The 17,674-nt window shown below is 59.0% G+C and carries 10 protein-coding genes and 3 tRNA genes; 11 read left to right on the top strand and 2 right to left on the bottom strand.

Annotated elements, in window-relative coordinates:
• Positions 1 to 6 precede the first annotated feature (6 nt).
• From ACWI8T_RS03895 to ACWI8T_RS03845, 11 genes are all read left to right on the top strand, one after another.
• A complete protein-coding gene (locus ACWI8T_RS03895) occupies positions 7 to 3,129 on the top strand; it encodes an FAD-dependent oxidoreductase (RefSeq protein ID WP_449138008.1) in 3,123 nt (1,040 codons plus the stop codon).
• Positions 3,122 to 3,619, top strand: a complete 498-nt coding sequence (locus ACWI8T_RS03890; protein ID WP_302886330.1) for a DUF1667 domain-containing protein — start codon at positions 3,122 to 3,124, stop codon at positions 3,617 to 3,619. Before ACWI8T_RS03895 ends, ACWI8T_RS03890 begins: the two co-directional genes overlap by 8 nt.
• 668 nt (positions 3,620 to 4,287) lie before the next feature.
• Positions 4,288 to 5,508, top strand: coding sequence for an argininosuccinate synthase (locus ACWI8T_RS03885; protein ID WP_281668470.1), 1,221 nt, complete (start codon positions 4,288 to 4,290; stop codon positions 5,506 to 5,508).
• Positions 5,509 to 5,631: 123 nt separating this feature from the next.
• Positions 5,632 to 7,059 (top strand): argininosuccinate lyase, encoded by a 1,428-nt coding sequence (argH, locus tag ACWI8T_RS03880; RefSeq protein ID WP_449138007.1) that lies wholly within the window; start codon positions 5,632 to 5,634, stop codon positions 7,057 to 7,059.
• 262 nt (positions 7,060 to 7,321) lie between these two features.
• Positions 7,322 to 7,397 (top strand) — tRNA-Lys (locus tag ACWI8T_RS03875).
• Positions 7,398 to 7,437: 40 nt separating this feature from the next.
• Positions 7,438 to 7,511, top strand: a tRNA-Gln gene (locus ACWI8T_RS03870).
• 361 nt (positions 7,512 to 7,872) lie between these two features.
• Positions 7,873 to 7,948 (top strand) — tRNA-Thr (locus ACWI8T_RS03865).
• Positions 7,949 to 8,219: 271 nt separating this feature from the next.
• Entirely contained in the window at positions 8,220 to 10,070 is a 1,851-nt protein-coding gene (locus ACWI8T_RS03860) for an NAD(P)-binding protein (protein ID WP_449138006.1), read from the top strand.
• On the top strand, positions 10,063 to 12,780 hold the full coding sequence (gene fdhF, locus ACWI8T_RS03855) for a formate dehydrogenase subunit alpha (RefSeq protein ID WP_449138005.1): 2,718 nt from the start codon (positions 10,063 to 10,065) through the stop codon (positions 12,778 to 12,780). Before ACWI8T_RS03860 ends, fdhF begins: the two co-directional genes overlap by 8 nt.
• Positions 12,781 to 13,100: 320 nt before the next feature.
• Positions 13,101 to 14,375 carry an ArsB/NhaD family transporter gene (locus ACWI8T_RS03850; RefSeq protein WP_288168926.1) on the top strand — a complete coding sequence of 425 codons (1,275 nt, stop codon included), beginning with the start codon at positions 13,101 to 13,103 and terminating at the stop codon, positions 14,373 to 14,375.
• 202 nt (positions 14,376 to 14,577) lie between these two features.
• A complete protein-coding gene (locus ACWI8T_RS03845; protein WP_449138004.1) occupies positions 14,578 to 15,492 on the top strand; it encodes an AEC family transporter in 915 nt (304 codons plus the stop codon).
• 74 nt (positions 15,493 to 15,566) lie between these two features.
• Here the strand turns inward: ACWI8T_RS03845 and ACWI8T_RS03840 are convergent, their stop codons facing one another.
• Together ACWI8T_RS03840 and leuB are read right to left on the bottom strand one after the other, a co-directional pair.
• Positions 15,567 to 16,091 carry a CarD family transcriptional regulator gene (locus tag ACWI8T_RS03840; protein ID WP_449138003.1) on the bottom strand — a complete coding sequence of 175 codons (525 nt, stop codon included), beginning with the start codon at positions 16,089 to 16,091 and terminating at the stop codon, positions 15,567 to 15,569.
• A 361-nt stretch (positions 16,092 to 16,452) separates the two neighbouring features.
• Entirely contained in the window at positions 16,453 to 17,517 is a 1,065-nt protein-coding gene (gene leuB / locus ACWI8T_RS03835; protein ID WP_449138002.1) for a 3-isopropylmalate dehydrogenase, read from the bottom strand.
• Positions 17,518 to 17,674: the final 157 nt, after the last annotated feature.

Genomic DNA, 17,674 nt, shown 5'->3' with positions numbered 1-17,674 from the left:
TGAATCGTGCATGCGGGTTACGATCCGAAGCCCGGCACCCGTAAGGCGCGCTATAACGTAGAAGGCGCGAAGTTGTATCCGCAATGGGCGAGCGAACTGGGATTTCCCTATATCAACAACGGATCGATGGTGCTCGCTTTTACGGAAGACGAGTTCGAGGCGATTCGCGGGTTGCGCGAGCGGGGCGAGCATAATGGCGTCGAGGGCCTGCGCGTAATCGATGCACGAGAACTTCGCGAGCTTGAGCCGAACGTGTCGCCCGAGGCGCTTGGCGCGTTGCTTGTTCCTACGGGCGCGATTTGCGATCCGTATCAGGTGGCGTTCCGCGCTGGCGAAAACGCGGCCCGCAATGGCGTCGAATTTAATTTTTCAAGCAAAGTTGTGGGCATCGAGCCTGTGCAGACTCCGACCGCCGATTCCGCCCAGGCCGTCGTCGCCGGCTCCGCCCAGTCCGCCACCGTCGAGCCCGCCCGAGGCGCGGGCTACATCCTTCACATCGAAGGCGCCCAGGGCGACGTTGCCGAAGCGGTGCACGCCCGCGTCGTGGTGAACGCCGCCGGCGTGCATGCTGACGAAATCCACGACATGGTGTCGCCGCACGCGTTTTCGATAACCCCCCGTCGCGGCGAATACAACCTCATGGATACCGATATGGGCGGCCTGTTCGCGCACACGATGTTCCAGGCTCCCACGAAAGCGGGCAAGGGCGTGCTTGTCTCGCCTACGGTGCACGGCAACATGCTCGTTGGTCCGAATGCCGTTCCCCAAGGTGGCAAAAATGCCACGGCAACTACCGCCGAGGGCTTGGCCGCAATCACGTCCGCCGCGAAAAAGACGTACCCAGCGCTCAACATGCGAGCCCGCATTACCACGTTCGCCGGCGTGCGCGCCACGGGCGATACGGGCGATTTTGAAATTGGCGAGGTGCCGAGTGCGCCAGGCTTTTTCGATATCGCGTGCTTTGAATCGCCGGGCTTGACTTCCGCTCCCGCTGTTGCCGTTGATATGGCTGCGTGCATTGCCGAAAAGCTCAATGCTGCGGAAAACCCCCAGTTCAACCCGATATTGTCGCTGCCTGCGCTGTTTAAGAACATGAATGAAGAAGAGCGTCGCGCAGCCATCTCTGCCAATCCCGACGCGGGCCATATGCTCTGCCGCTGCAACGAGGTGACCGAAGCCGATGTCGCTTCCGCGCTGCACACGAAGCTGCCCGTGCTGTGTCTCGACGCGTTGAAGTGGCGCACGGGCGCGACCATGGGTCGCTGCCACGGCGGCTTCTGCACGCCCGAGCTCGCAAAGGTCGTGGCGCGCGAGGCCGGCATCGCTCCGAGCGAGCTGCCGAAGCGCTTCGCTGGTTCGCGCATAGTTGCGGAAGCGCCCGAAAACTACGTTGAGCTTGTGCGGAGCGAATCGAACCGCGCCGTTGGCGGCGTTGCCGATGCGGCGGCGAAACTCGAGGGCGAAAGCGAATCTTCGGAAGAGGGCCTGTCCTCGAATGTCCAAGACAATCAAGGGAAGGCCGACGGTTTCAAGGTTGAGGAGCCCGCGCCTGCCGTTCCTGATGCCGATGGCTTCAAAGCCGGGGCCCTTTCGGCAAGCTTTGAAGCTGGCGTCGAAACCGGTGCCCTCCAAGCTCTCAAAGCTTCAATCGCCGCATGCTCCTCGCTCGAATACGACGTTGCTGTTATCGGCGGCGGCGCGGCGGGCATCGCCGCGGCTGCTTCGGCCGCGCGAAAAGGCGCGAGTGTGGTGCTCGTCGATCGCGAAAGCCACCAGGGCGGCATTTTGAAGCAATGCATCCACAATGGCTTCGGCTTGCACCGTTTTGGCGAGGAACTCACCGGTCCCGAATACGCTTCGCGCGAGCTCGCGACGCTCGAGGGCCTCAATGTGCACGTCGTTCGCGATGCGAGTGTGCTGCGCGTGAAAAACGGCGGCGAAGGCGCGCGCGACATTTCGGTGGAAATCGTGTCGCCACAAGGCGAGCAAACCATTTCGGCGGGCGCGGCGGTGCTTGCGACGGGCTCGCGCGAACGCGGCGCTGGCGCGCTCGGAACGCCGGGCACGCGCCCGGCGGGCGTGTTCTCGGCCGGGTCGGCGCAGAACTTCATGAACTTGCAGGGCTGTGCTCCCGGCAGCAACGTGGTGATTCTTGGTTCGGGCGACATCGGCCTCATCATGGCGCGCCGTCTCACGTTCGCGGGCGCGCGCGTGGCCGGCGTGTTCGAAATCAACCCCACGCCAAGCGGCCTGCGACGCAATATCGTGCAGTGCCTCGACGACTTCGGCATTCCGCTGCATACGTCTACGACGGTTGTGGGTATTGAAGGCGCCTCGAAGCTTGAAGCTGTCATCGTGAGCAAAGTTGATGGCCATTACGCACCTGTTCCGGGTACCGAGCGTCGCATTCCGTGCGACACGCTGCTGCTTTCCGTGGGGCTTATTCCCGAAAATGCGCTTGCGACCGATGCGGGCGTGGCGCTCGACCCCATGACGGGTGGCGCCATCGTCGACGACAATTTTGAGACAAGCGCGGCAGGCCTGTTCGCCTGCGGAAACGCGCTCCATATTCACGACCTGGTCGATTTCGTGTCCGATGAAGGCGACCATGCAGGAGCATCGGCCGCGCGTCGCGCGCTTCGCCGTTCCGTAACGCCTCACGCTACGCCGCCGGCGGCCACATCACGCGAAGGATCCGCCCCCACGCGTGCAGGCGCAGGCGTGCGCTATATCGTTCCGCAATACGTGCATCCGCAAACGAGTCGCGTCACGCTGCGCTTCCGTACATCGGCATCGTTCGAAAACGCGTCGATCGTCATTGAAAAACGCCTGGCGAATGGCGAGGTCGAGCTTGTGAAGCGTCGTCGTGTGCTCGTGGCGGTTCCCGCTGAGATGCAAAGCGTCGCGCTTGCGGGCGACGCGTTTGCCGGCGCGAAGGAAATCATGGTCCGCATTGAGCCGAAGGAAGCAGAAGAAGCGAACGGCGAAGCGAAATCCGGCGGATTCGATGGTGCGGAAAACGCGCCAGAAGTTAGCGGTGCGGCGAAGGCAGACGGCGCAACCGAATTTGACGTTGCGGCAAAAATCGCGCCCGTAAGCGCGCAAGGGGAGGAGGCGAGTCATGAATAGCAAGGCCAATGGCGGAATTTCCGCAGGTGATGGCAAGAACGTTCAGAACAATCCGCCTCGCTGGCAGGGCGTGCAAAGCAGCCATGCGGGCGTTTCTGTGCAAACGGGCCTGCCTTCCCGATCCTATGAGGAAACGTACACGTGCATCTGCTGTCCTTTGGGGTGCCAGCTTACGGTTATGTTGCAGCAGGGCCCTGCGGGTTTGGACGTGACGGGCGTCGTTGGTTATACCTGCCGCCGTGGCAAAGACTACGCGCGCCAAGAAGCCACGCATCCCGTGCGCATGGTCACGGCGGCGGTGCCTGTCGATGGCCGTTTATGCCCAGTAAGCGCGAAAACGGCCCAGCCCATCGCGAAAAATCGCATGCTCGCGGCGCTCGAGGAAATCCGCGCGCTGCGCGTGCAGCCGCCAGTGCACGAAGGCGACATCTTGCTCGAAAATGTTGCCGGCACGGGTGTTGCCTTGGTGGCTACCAAGACCGTACAATAAGGAGCGAAATCGAAATCATCGGGCGGCAAAACGTCCTCTCTTATGGCGCATCGGCTTTCTTCGGGCCGGTGCGCCAGCTTTTTTTATGCGTGCGAGAACGCGGGCGCTTCATGCATGTTTTTGCATGTTTCAACCGAGTACATGCCCATCATTTTGCATCAATCCTTCCGATTCATAAGCGGTGCTCCCTCGTTTTTGGCAGATTTATGCATAAAACTAAAAAATTCGACTATTTTGTGAATTAGGGTTGCAATTAACGCAAGCCTCGAATATTCTCACTGTCACACTCCAACGTACTGGAGTGGCGGGGAAGCCCGCAATCATCGCCTGTAAGGAACTGACCAAGGAAAGGAGCTGTGCGATGTTCTTCAACTTCACCAATGCTTCTCTCCGACGCCAGAGCCGACGAAACACGCTGCGACGAGCGCGTGTGTTGTCTGCTGTCCTTATAAGGTAATCCCTTATTTTCTGTCGCAATACAATTGGACGCATGACAACACCCGGCCCCTGCCGGGTTTTTTGTTGCCCGCAGTTGCCTCGCCGCAGCGATTTGGCTCCGCTTTCGTGCAACGGAGCATCCAATCGGGGTCGAAACGCAACCCACGCACGGAGAAAACGTTGATTTGAAATTGCCGCCGCCTTGGCGGCGGAATGAGAAAGGCACAACAATGGCTGAGAAAGAAAAAGTTGTACTCGCATACTCCGGCGGTCTGGACACCTCGTGCTGCCTGAAGTGGCTGCAGGTTGAAAAGAACCTCGACGTTATCGCTATTTGCGGCAACGTCGGCCAGGACGAAGCCGACCTCGAGTACATCAAGAACAAGGCGCTCGAGTGCGGTGCAATCGCTTCCGAGGCCATGGATATGCGTGAGGAATACGCTAGCGAGTACCTCACCAAGGCGCTTGCCGCCAACGGCCTCTACGAGAACACCTACCCGCTGCTTTCCGCACTTTCTCGTCCGCTGCTCTCCAAGCACATGGTCGAGGCTGCGCACAAGTACGGCGCGAAGTACATCGCCCATGGCTGCACCGGCAAGGGCAACGACCAGGTTCGCTTCGAAACCGCCATCAAGGCCCTCGACCCGAAGCTTGAGATTCTCGCTCCCGTTCGCGATTGGGAGCTTCACACCCGTGAAGAAGAAATCGACTGGGCTGCTGAGCACGGCGTTCCGGTGAAGGCATCCAAGGCTTCGCCGTACTCCATCGACGACAACGTGTGGGGTCGCGCCATCGAATGCGGCGCGCTCGAGAATCCCTGGAACGAGCCTCCCGCGGACATCTGGACCCTTTCCGTCGACCCCGAGAATGCTCCCAACGAAGCTGAATATGTCGAGATTGGCTTCGAGAAGGGCGTTCCTTGCTCGCTCAATGGTGAAGAGAAGAGCTTCCTGCAAATCGTCATGGACCTCAACGTCCTCGCCGGCAAGCATGGCTGCGGCCGCATCGACATGGTCGAGAATCGTCTCGTTGGCGTGAAATCGCGCGAATGCTACGAGACCCCAGCCGCTGAGGTGCTCATTGCCGCCCACAAGGCGCTTGAGACTCTGTGCCTCGATCGCGAGACGCAGCACTTCAAGCTCAACCTCGAGCATCAGTGGTCCACCACCGTGTATTACGGCCAGTGGTTCAGCCCGCTGAAGAACGCTCTCGACGCATTCTTCGCCGAAACCCAGAAGTTCGTCACCGGCACCGTGAAGGTGAAGCTGTACAAGGGCAGCTGCACCGTGGCTGGCCGCATGAGCGACCACTCGCTCTACGATTACGGTCTGGCGAGCTACACCGCGGCCGACACGTTCGACCACAAGGCCGCGAAGGGCTTCATCGATCTCTCCGCGCTGCCGTTTGCAGTCTGGGCGGAGAAGCAGGGCCACGAAGCGCAGGACCTGTAATTCCACGCTAGAATAGAGCGTTGTTCGAAACGCATTGAAGCTGGTGCGGGCTTTCGGGCCCGCACTTTTATATAAGAGTATTGCGGCGCACGGGCGTCCGTTTGAAACAAGAAAGGCTATTCCATGGGTGCTTTGTGGGGCGGCAGGTTTGAGAAGAGCGTCGGGTCGTTTACCCAGGCGTTCGGCGCATCGTTGCAGGTCGATAAGTCGATGTATTCGCAGGACATCAAGGGTTCCCTCGCGCATGCTCGCATGCTGTGCGAGAAGGGCATCATCTCCAAGGCCGACTTCGACAAAATCGAGGTGGGCTTGGTCGAGATTGAGAACCAAATCGCTCAAGGCCGCTTCCAGTTCGACATCAACGACGAAGACATTCATATGGCCATCGAGAAAACGTTGATTAAAGACGTCGGCGTTGCGGGCGCGCGCCTGCATACGGGCCGCTCCCGTAACGACCAGGTTGCCACTGACACGCGTTTGCATGCGAAAGACCTGCTCAACGAGCTGCTTACCCAGAACTGTGCGCTGCGTAGCGTGATTTATGCCAAGGCCTGCGACAATTTCGACGTTATCATGCCTGGTTACACGCATTTGCAGCATGCCCAGCCCGTGCTGTTCAGCCATCATATGCTCGCGTATTTCTGGATGTTCACGCGCGACTTCACGCGTCTCGTGGCCGCCTTCGACGCCGCCGATGCCAACCCGCTGGGTTCCGCGGCGCTTGCCGGCACCACGTATCCGCTCGATCGCCACATGACAACCGAGCTGCTCGGCTTCGATCATCCCATTCCGAACTCCATGGATGCTGTTTCCGACCGCGACTATCTGCTTGATCTTGAATACGCCTGCAGCGTCTCGATGATGCACTTGTCGCGCCTGTGCGAAGAGATCATTCTGTGGTCCACTACCGAATTCGGTTTCGTCACGCTTTCCGACAGCTTCGCCACGGGTTCGTCGATTATGCCGCAGAAGAAGAATCCCGACTTTGCCGAGCTCACGCGCGGCAAGATGGGCCGCGTGGTGGGCGACTTGGTTGCGCTGCTGGTAACCATGAAGTCGCTGCCGCTTGCCTACAACAAAGACTTGCAGGAGTGCAAGGAAGGCGCCATGGACGCCGCGAAAACCCTGCACGACTGCATGGTGTGCATGGAGGGCATGATCGAAAGCATGGAGCTGCACGTGCCCGAGATGCGCAAGTCGGCCGGCAAGGGCTTCACGGCTGCGACCGACGTGGCCGACTACCTGGCTAAGAAGGGTATGCCGTTCCGTCAGGCGCATGAAGTGGTTGGCGAGCTCGTGCTGTATTGCGAGAAGCACCACAAAGGCCTGGAAGACCTCACGCTTGACGAATTCAAGCAGGCTAACGAGCTGTTCGAGGCCGATATCGTGAGCGCGCTCGACATGAAGACCATCGTTGCCGCCCGTAAGACGTATGGCGGCACGGGCTATGAGGCCGTGAAGGTTCAGATGAAGGAAGCCGAGGCCGCGTTGAGCGCCGATAAGGAAAAAATCGGCTACGATGAAACCGCAACCCCGGTATATAAGCAGTAAGAAGCCATGAAGGCCTGCGGCGCGAATTGTCGCAGGCCTTCTGTCTTGTTGTTTGGCAAATTGCGAGTTGCGCTGTCGCAAGCCACTCGCGTGGGCATTTTGCTCGATAGGAGTTGCCTTTGCTCTTTCCGCAGAGAATGCGAACTTCGTTTTGCCTTGCGTTTGGTGCGAATGTGACGATATTGGGCGAAAGAAATTCTCATTGACGGCGGGCGCGTGTACGGGTACAATTCATTCCTGCGCGTAATCGCGTCGTGTATGTGGGCCGTTAGCTCAGCTGGTAGAGCAGGGGACTTTTAATCCCAAGGCCGCGGGTTCGATTCCCTCACGGCCCACCACCGATTTTTCTAAGACGGGCTCAGCCCGCCTTTTTCTTACTGGGCCATGGTGTAATGGCAGCACAGGGGTTTTTGGTGCCCTTAGTCCGGGTTCGAATCCTGGTGGCCCAGCCATTTTTCAACAACGAAAAGCATATAGGTTCGTAACGGCTATGGCTAAGTGTGTTTTATGCCACCAGGGTTCGAACCGATGAGGTGGAATTCCGTCAAGAAAACTGCCCAGTGGGCAGTTTTTAGGAATTCGCCCGAAGGCTTTAGCCTGAGAGGTCGGGGCGCGCGTAGCGCGGCCAGGAATCCTGGTGGCCCAGCCATTTTTCAACGTTGTTGCGCCGTTCTAACGAACGGCGCTTTTTCGTTCGAGGCGTCCTGACGCTGCGAAGTAATTCGCAAAAGAATTTCCTAATTAATCGGAAAATGTCCTAGACGTATCGAAGAGCTTCCTGTAATATACTCATTCGCGTTATGAACGCCATGCGCCGTTGTGGCTCAGTTGGTAGAGCAGCTCACTCGTAATGAGCAGGTCACCGGTTCGAGTCCGGTCAACGGCTCCATGAATTCTCAAAGGCCCGCTTCTCAGCGGGTCTTTTTGTTTTCTGTCCCTGTATGCGGCGAGAATCCGTTTGGCTTCGATTGCAGATATTGCTCCGCTATGTTTCAAGCCTGTTAAAAACCTCGCATTGAGGTGCGTATTTGGTGCTTTCGCGGTGCCATTCGCAATGTTGGCGCAGCCTTGTCTTGGCGAGCGTTCTAAAATTGTGCATCTAACAACGTGCGCCGGAGCATCCGAAGCGTCGGCGGCGCGTCCTAGATATAGGGGGTATTGTGACTAAGCTTTCTATTGCGCCGAAAGGGTCGAGCGACGCGAGCTACGCCGCCGAACTCGAAGCGTTCGCGCGCCGAATCTCAACCACGCCGCCGGGGGCTTGTCCCGTTGCGGCACAGCTTTCCATGCTCGAGACCGGTGCGGCTCAAACGTGCGGCAAGTGCGTGCCGTGCCGCGATGGCCTGCCCCAGCTCGCCTCGTTGGTGCGCAGCATTCTCGACTGCAAGGCGACGGCCGCCGACCTCGATCGCGCCCGCGTTTTGGCGGAAATGATTCGCGATGCCTCCGACTGCGCCATTGGCTATGAAGCCGCGGTCCAATTCCTGGCGGGCCTTAAAGCCCACGCCGATGAATATGCGAGCCACATCGAAAACCGTGCATGCACCGAAGGCACCGAGCAGAAGGTTCCGTGCGAGGCGCTGTGCCCAGCGCATGTGAACGTGCCGGCCTATATCGCGCTCGTTGCGGCAGGCGATTACGCCGGCGCCGTGAACATGGTGCGCAAAGACAACCCGCTGCCCACCGCGTGCGCGCTCGTGTGCGAGCACCCGTGCGAGCGCCGTTGTCGCCGCGGCCTGCTCGATGCCCCCATCAATATTCGCGGCATCAAGAAATTCGCGGTCGATTCCTGCGCGGCCGACAAGGCCCCTGTGCCCGAGCGTTCGGCCCAAACCAATCGCCGCATTGCGGTAATTGGCGGCGGGCCCAGTGGTTTGACCTGCGCATATTTCCTTTCGCTTATGGGTCACGACGTGGTGATTTTCGAAGCTCGCAAGCACCTCGGAGGCATGCTGCGCTATGGCATTCCCGCGTATCGCTTGCCTCGCGAGCGCCTTGACGAAGACATCAACGCCATTCTTGCCGTGGGCGGTATCGAAGTTCGCCTCGAAACGAAGGTCGACACCCAGGCTATGGCTGAGCTGCAAAACGAATTCGATGCCGTATACGTTGCCATTGGTGCGCAAAAAGGCAAGGGCCTGCGCATCGATGGCGCGAAGGCCGAAGGCGTTATTTCTGCCGTCGATTTGCTCGGTCGCATCGGCGATGGCGATTATCCCGATTTCGCCGGCAAACGCGTGGCCGTCATCGGCGGCGGCAACGTTGCCATGGACTGCGTGCGCACGGCGGTGCGCGCTGGCGCCGACGAGGTGTCGTGCGTCTATCGCCGCCGCGTGGCCGACATGACCGCGCTCGACGCCGAAATTGAAAGCGCCATTGCCGAAGGCGTGGAAATGATCACGCTCGAATCGCCCGATTCCATCGAGACGAACGAAGCGGGCCAGGTCGTGGCGCTCATCACGCAGCCGCAGATGATTTCCGCGGTGAAGGGTGGCCGCCCGTCGGCAAAAGCCGCTGACAAGCCCAAGCGCCGCATCGAGGCCGATGTGATTCTCGTTGCGGTGGGCCAGGGCATCGAATCGCAGCCGTTCGAAGACGCGGGCATGCTTGCCGAATGGGGCGAATTCAAGGCAAACGAATTCCTCGAGGCCCAAGGCGAAAATGGCACGCTCGCTGGCGTGTTCGTCGGCGGCGACTGCCAAACCGGCCCCGCGACCGCCATTAAAGCCATTGGCGCCGGCAAGGTTGCCGCGCGCAACATCGATGAGTACTTGGGTTACCACCACACGCTCGATTGCGGCGTCGATGTTCCTGCGCCCGCGCCCAACGACCGTGCGCCCAAGGGCCGTGTAGAAATTTCCGAACGCCCCGCGCGTGAGCGCAAACACGATTTTGCCTATGTCGAAATGCCTATGAGCCGCGAAGAAGCGGTGCAGGAATGCGGGCGCTGCCTGCGTTGCGACCACTTCGGTTGCGGCGCCCTGGAAGGAGGTCGAATCCAATATGTCTAACGTGAATCTCACGATCGACGGCGTTTCCGTCGAGGTGCCGCAGGGCTCAACTATTTTGGATGCGGCCCGCGCGGCGAACATCCACATTCCCACGCTGTGCTTCCTGAAGAACGTGAGCGACATCGCCTCGTGCCGCATGTGCGTGGTCGAAGTCGAAGGCGTGCAGGGCCTTCTGCCCGCGTGTTCTACGCTTGCCGAGGAAGGTATGCAGGTCACGGCGACTTCCGATGAGCTCGATGCTACGCGTCGCCTCACGCTCGACCTTATTTTGTCGAGCCACGGCTTGAACTCGACGAATTTCTGCTTCAGCTGCAAGAAGAACGGCGCGTGTGAGCTGCAAGACCTCGGTCGCGAGTTCGGCATGGAAGAGCTTTCGTTTGAGGCGCCCGTCAAAAACGCCCCCGTGCTCGACAGCAATCCGTTCCTCTCGTTTAACCCGAACCTGTGCATCGCGTGCCAGCGGTGCGTGGGCGCTTGCAACACGGCGGCAGGCAACCATACGCTGCGTGCCGGAAAGCGTGGCGTTCGCACCACCATCCAGGCGCCGTTTGGCCCCAATTGGAAAGCAACCCAGTGCGAGAGCTGCGGCAACTGCGCCCAGGCGTGCCCCACGGGCGCGCTTACGGAAAAGCGCCGTGGCAATTATCGCGAGTGGGAAGTCTCGCGCGTGCGCACCACGTGCCCGCATTGCGGCGTTGGCTGCCAGCTCGACCTTATTGTGAAGGGTGACGAAATCGTCGACGCGCAGGCCGTGAACGGCCCCTCGAACGCGGGACTTTTGTGCGTGAAGGGCCGCAGCGGAAGTTTTGACTTCGTGAATTCGCCCGATCGCATCACCTCGCCGCTCGTGAGGAATCGCGAGACGGGCGAGTTCGAGCCCGTGAGCTGGGATGATGCGCTCGCTCTTGTTGCCGAGCGCTTTAGCGCGATCAAGGCCGAGCATGGCGGCGAGTCCATCGCCGCGTTCGCGTGCTCGCGTTCCACCAACGAAGACATTTACATGCTCCAGAAGATGGCGAGGTGCGCATTCGATACCCCGAATATCGACAACTGCGCGCGTGTTTGACACGCTCCCACGGTCGCCGGTCTGGCGACAACGCTTGGCTCTGGAGCCATGACTAATTCCATCGAAGACGTGTGCGAGCAAGCGCAGGTCATTTTGCTCGTGGGCAGCAACCCCGAAGAGGCGCATCCCGTTATGGGCATGCGCATTCGTCAGGCGGTTGAGCGCGGCGCGAAGCTTATCGTCGTCGATCCGCGCGACATTGGGCTTGCGAGCAAGGCCGATATCCACCTGAAGTTGCGCCCTGGCACCAACGTTGCGTTCGCCAATGGCATGGCTCATGCCATTATTGCCCAGGGGCTCACCGATAAGGAATTCGTCGAAAATCGCACCGAAGGCTTCGAGGAATTCGCGGCCATGGTGGCCGACTATACGCCTGAAAAGGTGGCGGAGATTTGCGGCATCGACGCGGACGACCTCGTGCAGGCTGCAGCGATGTATGCGAAGGCCGATCGCGCGCCCATCATTTATTGCCTGGGCGTGGCGGAGCATTCCACGGGCACCGAAGGCGTTATGTCCATGTCCAACATGGCCATGGTCTGCGGCAAATTCGGCAAACCCGGTTGCGGCGTCAACCCTCTGCGCGGCCAGAACAACGTTCAGGGCGCGTGCGACATGGGTGCCGGACCGGCCGATTTCACGGGCTATCAGAAGGTTGCCAATGCCGATGCGCTTGCGAAGTTCGAGGCGGCATGGGGCGTGAAAATGAATCGCACGCCGGGGCTTATGGCAACAGAGTGCTTCCCCGCGATGATTGATGGACGTATCAAGGCCCTGTTCCTCTTCGGCGAAGACCCCGTTCGCACCGACCCCGATACGCATCACGTGATCCATGCCCTCGAGTCGCTTGATTTCTTGGTTGTCGAAGAGCTGTTCATGACCGAAACCGCGAAGTATGCCGACGTTATTTTGCCTGGTCGCAGCTATGCGGAAAAGGAAGGAACCTTCACCAATACCGAGCGCCGCGTGCAGCGCGTGCGTAAGGCCGTGAAGGGTCCCGATGGACCGCGTCTCGACACCGAGGTGTTTGCCGAAATCATGCGTCGCATGGGCTATGACCAGCCTTCGCTTTCCGCCTCTCGGATTATGGAGGAAATCGCAAGCCTCACGCCGTCGTACGCCGGCATAAGCCATGCTCGCCTCGATGGTGCCCAGGTTGCAGGTCGCGGTATCCAGTGGCCATGCCCGTCGGAGGACCATTCCGGCACGGCCATCATGCATGTGGAACAGTTCTCTCGCGGCAAAGGCGGCTATTCGCTCGCTCAATATCGTCCGTCGGCGGAGCTTCCCAATGCGGAATACCCGCTTATGCTTATGACCGGTCGCGTGCTCGCTCAGTACAATGCTTGCGCCATGACGGGTCGTACGGAAGGCCTCAATGAAATTGCGGGAGAATCGTTCATCGAGCTGAACTCGGTCGACGCTGAACAGCTCGGCGTAGCCGATGGCGATCGCGTGCGCGTGTCGAGCCGCCGTGGTGAAATCGAAACTACGGCGCGCGTGTCGAGCAAGACAAATCCCGGTCAAACATGGATGCCGTTCCATTTCCAAGACGGCAATTCCAACTGGCTCACGAATGCCGCGCTTGACCCCACCGCGAAGGTGCCTGAATACAAGGTCTGTGCCGTGAAGGTCGAGGCGATTTAGCGAATCGCGAGCTCTTCGCCGCACGAGACGTCGGCGGCCTCCGGTATGCACAAACCGCGCTCTGAGGCCTGGCCCCTTCGGGCCAGCCACAGGGCGCGGTTTTTTTGTTGCAACGTGCCTTTGGATGCACGGATGCGCCTCGCATCGCTGCAGCTAACATGCGCCAGCCGCAGCGATGCGTCCTAGTCGTTGCGCGTCGCATTTCGGCCCGATATTCCTGCTTATCACGCGCTTTTAATGAGGGCTTCACTTTCGAATCGACTTTATTCGGCTATAGTAGGGGGGTTACTAAAAACCGTTTAAGAAGAAACGCAGAGCCTATGGATTTCAACGCAATATTCGCTGTTGCGGTGTTCCTTATCGTCATCGCGCTCGTGATGTCGGAAAAGGTGCATCGTTCGCTCGTCGCCATTGGCGGCGCGGCCGTGCTGCTTCTCGCGCACGTTATGACGCTCGACCAAGCTGTGGCGCATGTTGACTTCAACACTATTGGCGTGTTGTTCGGCATGATGCTGTTCGTGGCTGTCGTGAAGCAGTCGGGCATGTTTGGCTACCTGGCCATTAAAACCGCCCACATCGCCAAGGGCGACCCGTGGCACATCATGATTATGTATGTGCTGCTCACCGCCGTGCTTTCGGCATTCCTCGACAACGTCACCACGGTGCTGCTCATCGGCCCCATGACGCTTACCATTTGCAAGCTGCTCAAGGTAAACCCGATTCCGTTCTTCATGGTTGAAATCATGGCGTCGAACATCGGCGGCACTGCAACCCTCATCGGCGATCCGCCGAACATCATGATCGGTTCCGCCGCTGGCTACACGTTCCTCGACTTCATCATCGTCGACGCGCCTATCGTGTGCGTGATTTTGGCCGTCGTGCTCGTGGTGTTTTACTTCCTGTATGGCCGTGGCCTGCATGTTCCCGACGAAGACCGCAACCGCGTGCTCGAGCTCGACCCGAAAGAGCAAATCGAAGACATGCGCCTGCTGAAGATTTCGGTCGTTATGCTTGTGTGCGTGGTTATTGGCTTCATGTGCCATGGCGCGCTCGGTATCGAGTCGTCGGTTGTCGCCCTTACCGCCGCTGCCGTCATCATGCTCATTTCCCGCGTCGATGTTCCGCAGGCGTTGCTGCATGTCGAGTGGACTACGCTCACGTTCTTCTGTGGTTTGTTCATCATCGTTGGCGGCATGGTCGAGACCGGCACTATCGACATGCTCGCGAATGCACTTATGGACTTCACGGGCGACGACGTACTGTTCACCATGATCATATTGCTCGTGGCGTCGGCCGTTATCTCTTCGGTGCTCGACAACATTCCGTTCGTGGCAACCATGATTCCTATCCTGCTTGCCATGGAAGGCGCGGGCATGGATGTAACGCCTCTGTGGTGGGCAACGTCGCTCGGCGCATGCCTCGGCGGCAACGGTACGCTCATCGGCGCGTCGTGCAACGTCGTTATCTCCGACATCGCTGCGAAGAATGGCAACCCCATCAGCTTCGTGAAGTACATGAAAATCGGTTTCCCGCTCATGCTGCTCACGGTGCTCATTGCGGGTATTTACCTTTACATTGTGTTCCAGCCGGTATAAGAGCTGCGCGTGTAACGACGCCGCAAACTCGCTCGTTTTGCCGCAAGGGGCTCGCATATGCGAGCCCCTTTTTTCATGCGAGTTCCCCTTATGGAAACATGCGAACGTATGAAAAAGAACCTGTGAAAACATTCTCAAGGAAAGCCTGCAGCAATATGCAGGTGCTAGGGTAGGAACGCTTTTACGGAAAGGCCCTACCTTCATGTTCGATATCTTGCTTTCGGCCAGCGCATATGCGCTCATCATCGTTGTCGGCGCCGTATGTTCGCACACCGGCTTCATTAAATCGGAAACCAAGAACGTGTTTTCGCGCTTGCTCTTCAATATCACGCTGCCGTGCACGGTGGTGTATTCGTTTGTGGGCTTCCAGTTTGATGCGAGCTTGCTGCTCGTTTCGGCGGTGTCGTTTGTCGCGACGGTCGTTGGTTTCGGCGGCGCCATGCTGTCCACGCGTCGCCGCAAGCCCGAGGATCGCATGATCCCCACGCTTATGGGTTTTGGCTATAACATCGGTTGTTTTGCCTTGCCGTTCATCTCGTCGGTCGTAGGGCCGACGGGTGTCGTGATTGCCTGCATGTTCGACCTTGGCAATACGATTCTTGTGTCGGGCGGTGCGTATGCGATCGTGCGCACATTCATTCTGAAGAAGCGAACGGGCGGCGTGATTGGCTCCCTCATTCGCACCACGCTGAAATCGCCCGCGCTCAACTGCTGCCTTGTGCTTATCGCTCTGTCGCTCGTGGGAATTTCGGTTCCCGAACAGCTCGGCACGCTTATTCATCCCATGGCGCAAGCCAACAGCTTTTTGGCCATGTTCATGATTGGCCTCGTGTTCGAGTGGCGCATCGACAAGCGCCACCTTATTGAGGTATGCAAGGTGCTTGGGTGGCGCCTTGTGGTTGCGCTGGTGTTTTGCGCGCTCGTGTACTTTGTGGTGCCCATGCCGACCGACCTGCGCAATGTCACGATTCTGTGCCTGCTTGCGCCTATTATGTCGGTTGGTCTCGTGTATATCATCTGGGTCAACGGTGATACGCAAACGGCCGGTTTTGCCATTTCGCTTTCGGTGGTGGTCGCGCTCGTGCTTATGACCGCGGCCAGCGTGCTGCTCATGTAAGGCAAAGGGCGCGGAAAACTAATCTATGGAATTGATCTTTCCGCCTTGCGAACGGAATGAACTAAGAAAACACCCTACGCTTGGTTCGTAGCCTTCTTCAAATACTCGTCGGCCTCTTCGACGGAAAGCCCCAGCGCGGCGGCGTACTCTTCCTGCACCTGTTTTCGTGCTGCATCGAGAAGACGAATATAGAGCGTCGAGGGCTTGTGTCCCGTTGCCTCTTGCTCGGCAATGCGATGCTCCATGGTGCGAGCCACACGCATGCTTGTGATGCAGTCGTGTTGGGCAAGCTCTTCACGGAAGTGCTGGTCGGTGGTATGCATGTTCTTGTCGACATACATTTCCGGTTCGATTTCAGAAAGCTGCTGCGCAAGGTTGATGGCATCGGCGCGATCGATGACGGGGCGAATGAGCTCTTCGGCTTTGTCGGCAGGGACGAACGCCTGCCCGCCGCGCGCGCTTTCCGATTTCAGTACGAAATAGAGACGCGGCGGCACGTCGCCGCCCTTCGAGTTCATCGATTCCAATACGTAGTCGGTCTGCTCAATGGTACACACGCCGAAGCTCTTATAGATCACCTTATCGCCGCATTTGAACATACTTCACCTCAAGGAGCTTAAAATATAGGTTTGAACTGGGAAAACTAACTCCCATCATACTCCCTTTGCGAAGGTTGTGCCAAATAATCTCCATGTATCGTCACAATTGATGAATGCATTGCCGCAGGTCAGCGAGATGCAATGGCGGCAAGTGGCGGAGCGGGGTGCAACGAAGCCAAGTATTCAAGGGTGAGGTGCGCGGCGGTTGCGGGAAAAGCAAAAGGCCAGCTCACGTGTCCGAACTGGCCTTTTGCTGTGATCTGTTGCGGGATGCGCTCAGCGAAACTGCAAGCGCGCGCCATGCGGCAGAAGCGGCAGCAAAGCTCTCTGCTGCTTCCCTGGGCGCTCGCGGCCCATCTCGCTAAATAGCGGCGCAGATGAGGTCGCCCATCTCGGTGCAGGTGAGCTTCTTCTCGCCGGCTTTGGCGATGTCGCCCGTGCGGTGGCCCGCTTCAAGCACGCTTGCCACGGCGTTTTCGATGGCGTCGGCTTCCTCGGCCAAATCGAAGCTGTAACGAAGCATCATCGCGGCAGACAGAATGGTCGCGATGGGGTTCGCGATATTCTGGCCGGCAATGTCGGGTGCGCTGCCGTGAATGGGCTCGTACATGCCAAGCTTCGTATCGGAAAGCGAGGCGGAAGGCAGCATGCCTACGGAGCCGGTGATGCAGGAAGCCTCGTCGGACAAGATGTCGCCGAACAGGTTACCGGTCAAAATAACGTCGAACTGGCTGGGGTTGAGCACCAGCTGCATGGCGCCGTTGTCAACGTAGAGGTAATCGGTTTCGACGTCGGGGTATTCGGTGGCGATGCGCTGCACGGTTTCGCGCCACACGCGGCTCGTCTCAAGAACGTTCGCCTTGTCGATGCTCGTCACCTTGCCGCGACGCTTGCGGGCCATATCGAAGGCGACGCGAGCGATGCGCTCGACTTCGGGCGTGGAGTAGTTCATGTCGTCATGTCCCGCGCCGGCCTCGTCGCGCCACTTCTTGCCGAAGTACACGTCGCCCACGAGCTCGCGGCACACAACCAGGTCAAGGCCATCGCCCAGTCGCTCAGGTTTCAGCGGGCATGCGTCGGCCAGAGGGGCCCACAGCTTGGCGGGGCGCAGGTTCGCGAATAGGTTCAGCTCTTTGCGAATGCCCAGAAGGCCGCGCTCGGGGCGATTGGTGGAAGGCTCAATGTGGTCCCATTTCGGGCCGCCAACAGCGCCCAACAGCACCGAATCGGATGCTTTGCACGCGTCGATGGTTTCCTGCGGCAGGGGCACGCCGAACTCGTCGATGGCAGCGCCGCCAATAAGACGCTCGTCATAGTTGAAGGTGTGGTCGAACTTCTCGCCAACCTTGTCGAGGGCCTTCAACGCCTCATCGACGATTTCGGGGCCAATTCCGTCGCCCTTCAAAACGCAAATATTGAAATCCATAATTCTCCAATCACCAGGTCAAACGCTCCCTTCAGCAAAGGCAAGCGCCCAATCAAAAAACCGTGCGTCCAAATCTCAGCCGATAACTCGTAAGGCTAGTTTAGAGATGTGCGCGCGCGAGCGGGAGCGAGGCATTTCGTGCGAGTAGGACTGTTTG

This window comes from Slackia sp. (assembly GCF_977041755.1).
This window is presented reverse-complemented; position numbering and strand designations above follow the sequence as displayed.

Excerpts from the sequence above, each read along its gene's own strand:
- ACWI8T_RS03890 (WP_302886330.1), top strand. The coding sequence starts at position 3,122 with ATGAATAGCAAGGCCAATGGCGGAATTTCCGCAGGTGATGGCAAGAAC.
- ACWI8T_RS03885 (WP_281668470.1), top strand. The coding sequence starts at position 4,288 with ATGGCTGAGAAAGAAAAAGTTGTACTCGCATACTCCGGCGGTCTGGAC.
- argH (WP_449138007.1), top strand. The coding sequence starts at position 5,632 with ATGGGTGCTTTGTGGGGCGGCAGGTTTGAGAAGAGCGTCGGGTCGTTT.
- ACWI8T_RS03850 (WP_288168926.1), top strand. The coding sequence starts at position 13,101 with ATGGATTTCAACGCAATATTCGCTGTTGCGGTGTTCCTTATCGTCATC.
- ACWI8T_RS03845 (WP_449138004.1), top strand. The coding sequence starts at position 14,578 with ATGTTCGATATCTTGCTTTCGGCCAGCGCATATGCGCTCATCATCGTT.
- ACWI8T_RS03840 (WP_449138003.1), bottom strand. The coding sequence starts at position 16,091 with ATGTTCAAATGCGGCGATAAGGTGATCTATAAGAGCTTCGGCGTGTGT.
- leuB (WP_449138002.1), bottom strand. The coding sequence starts at position 17,517 with ATGGATTTCAATATTTGCGTTTTGAAGGGCGACGGAATTGGCCCCGAA.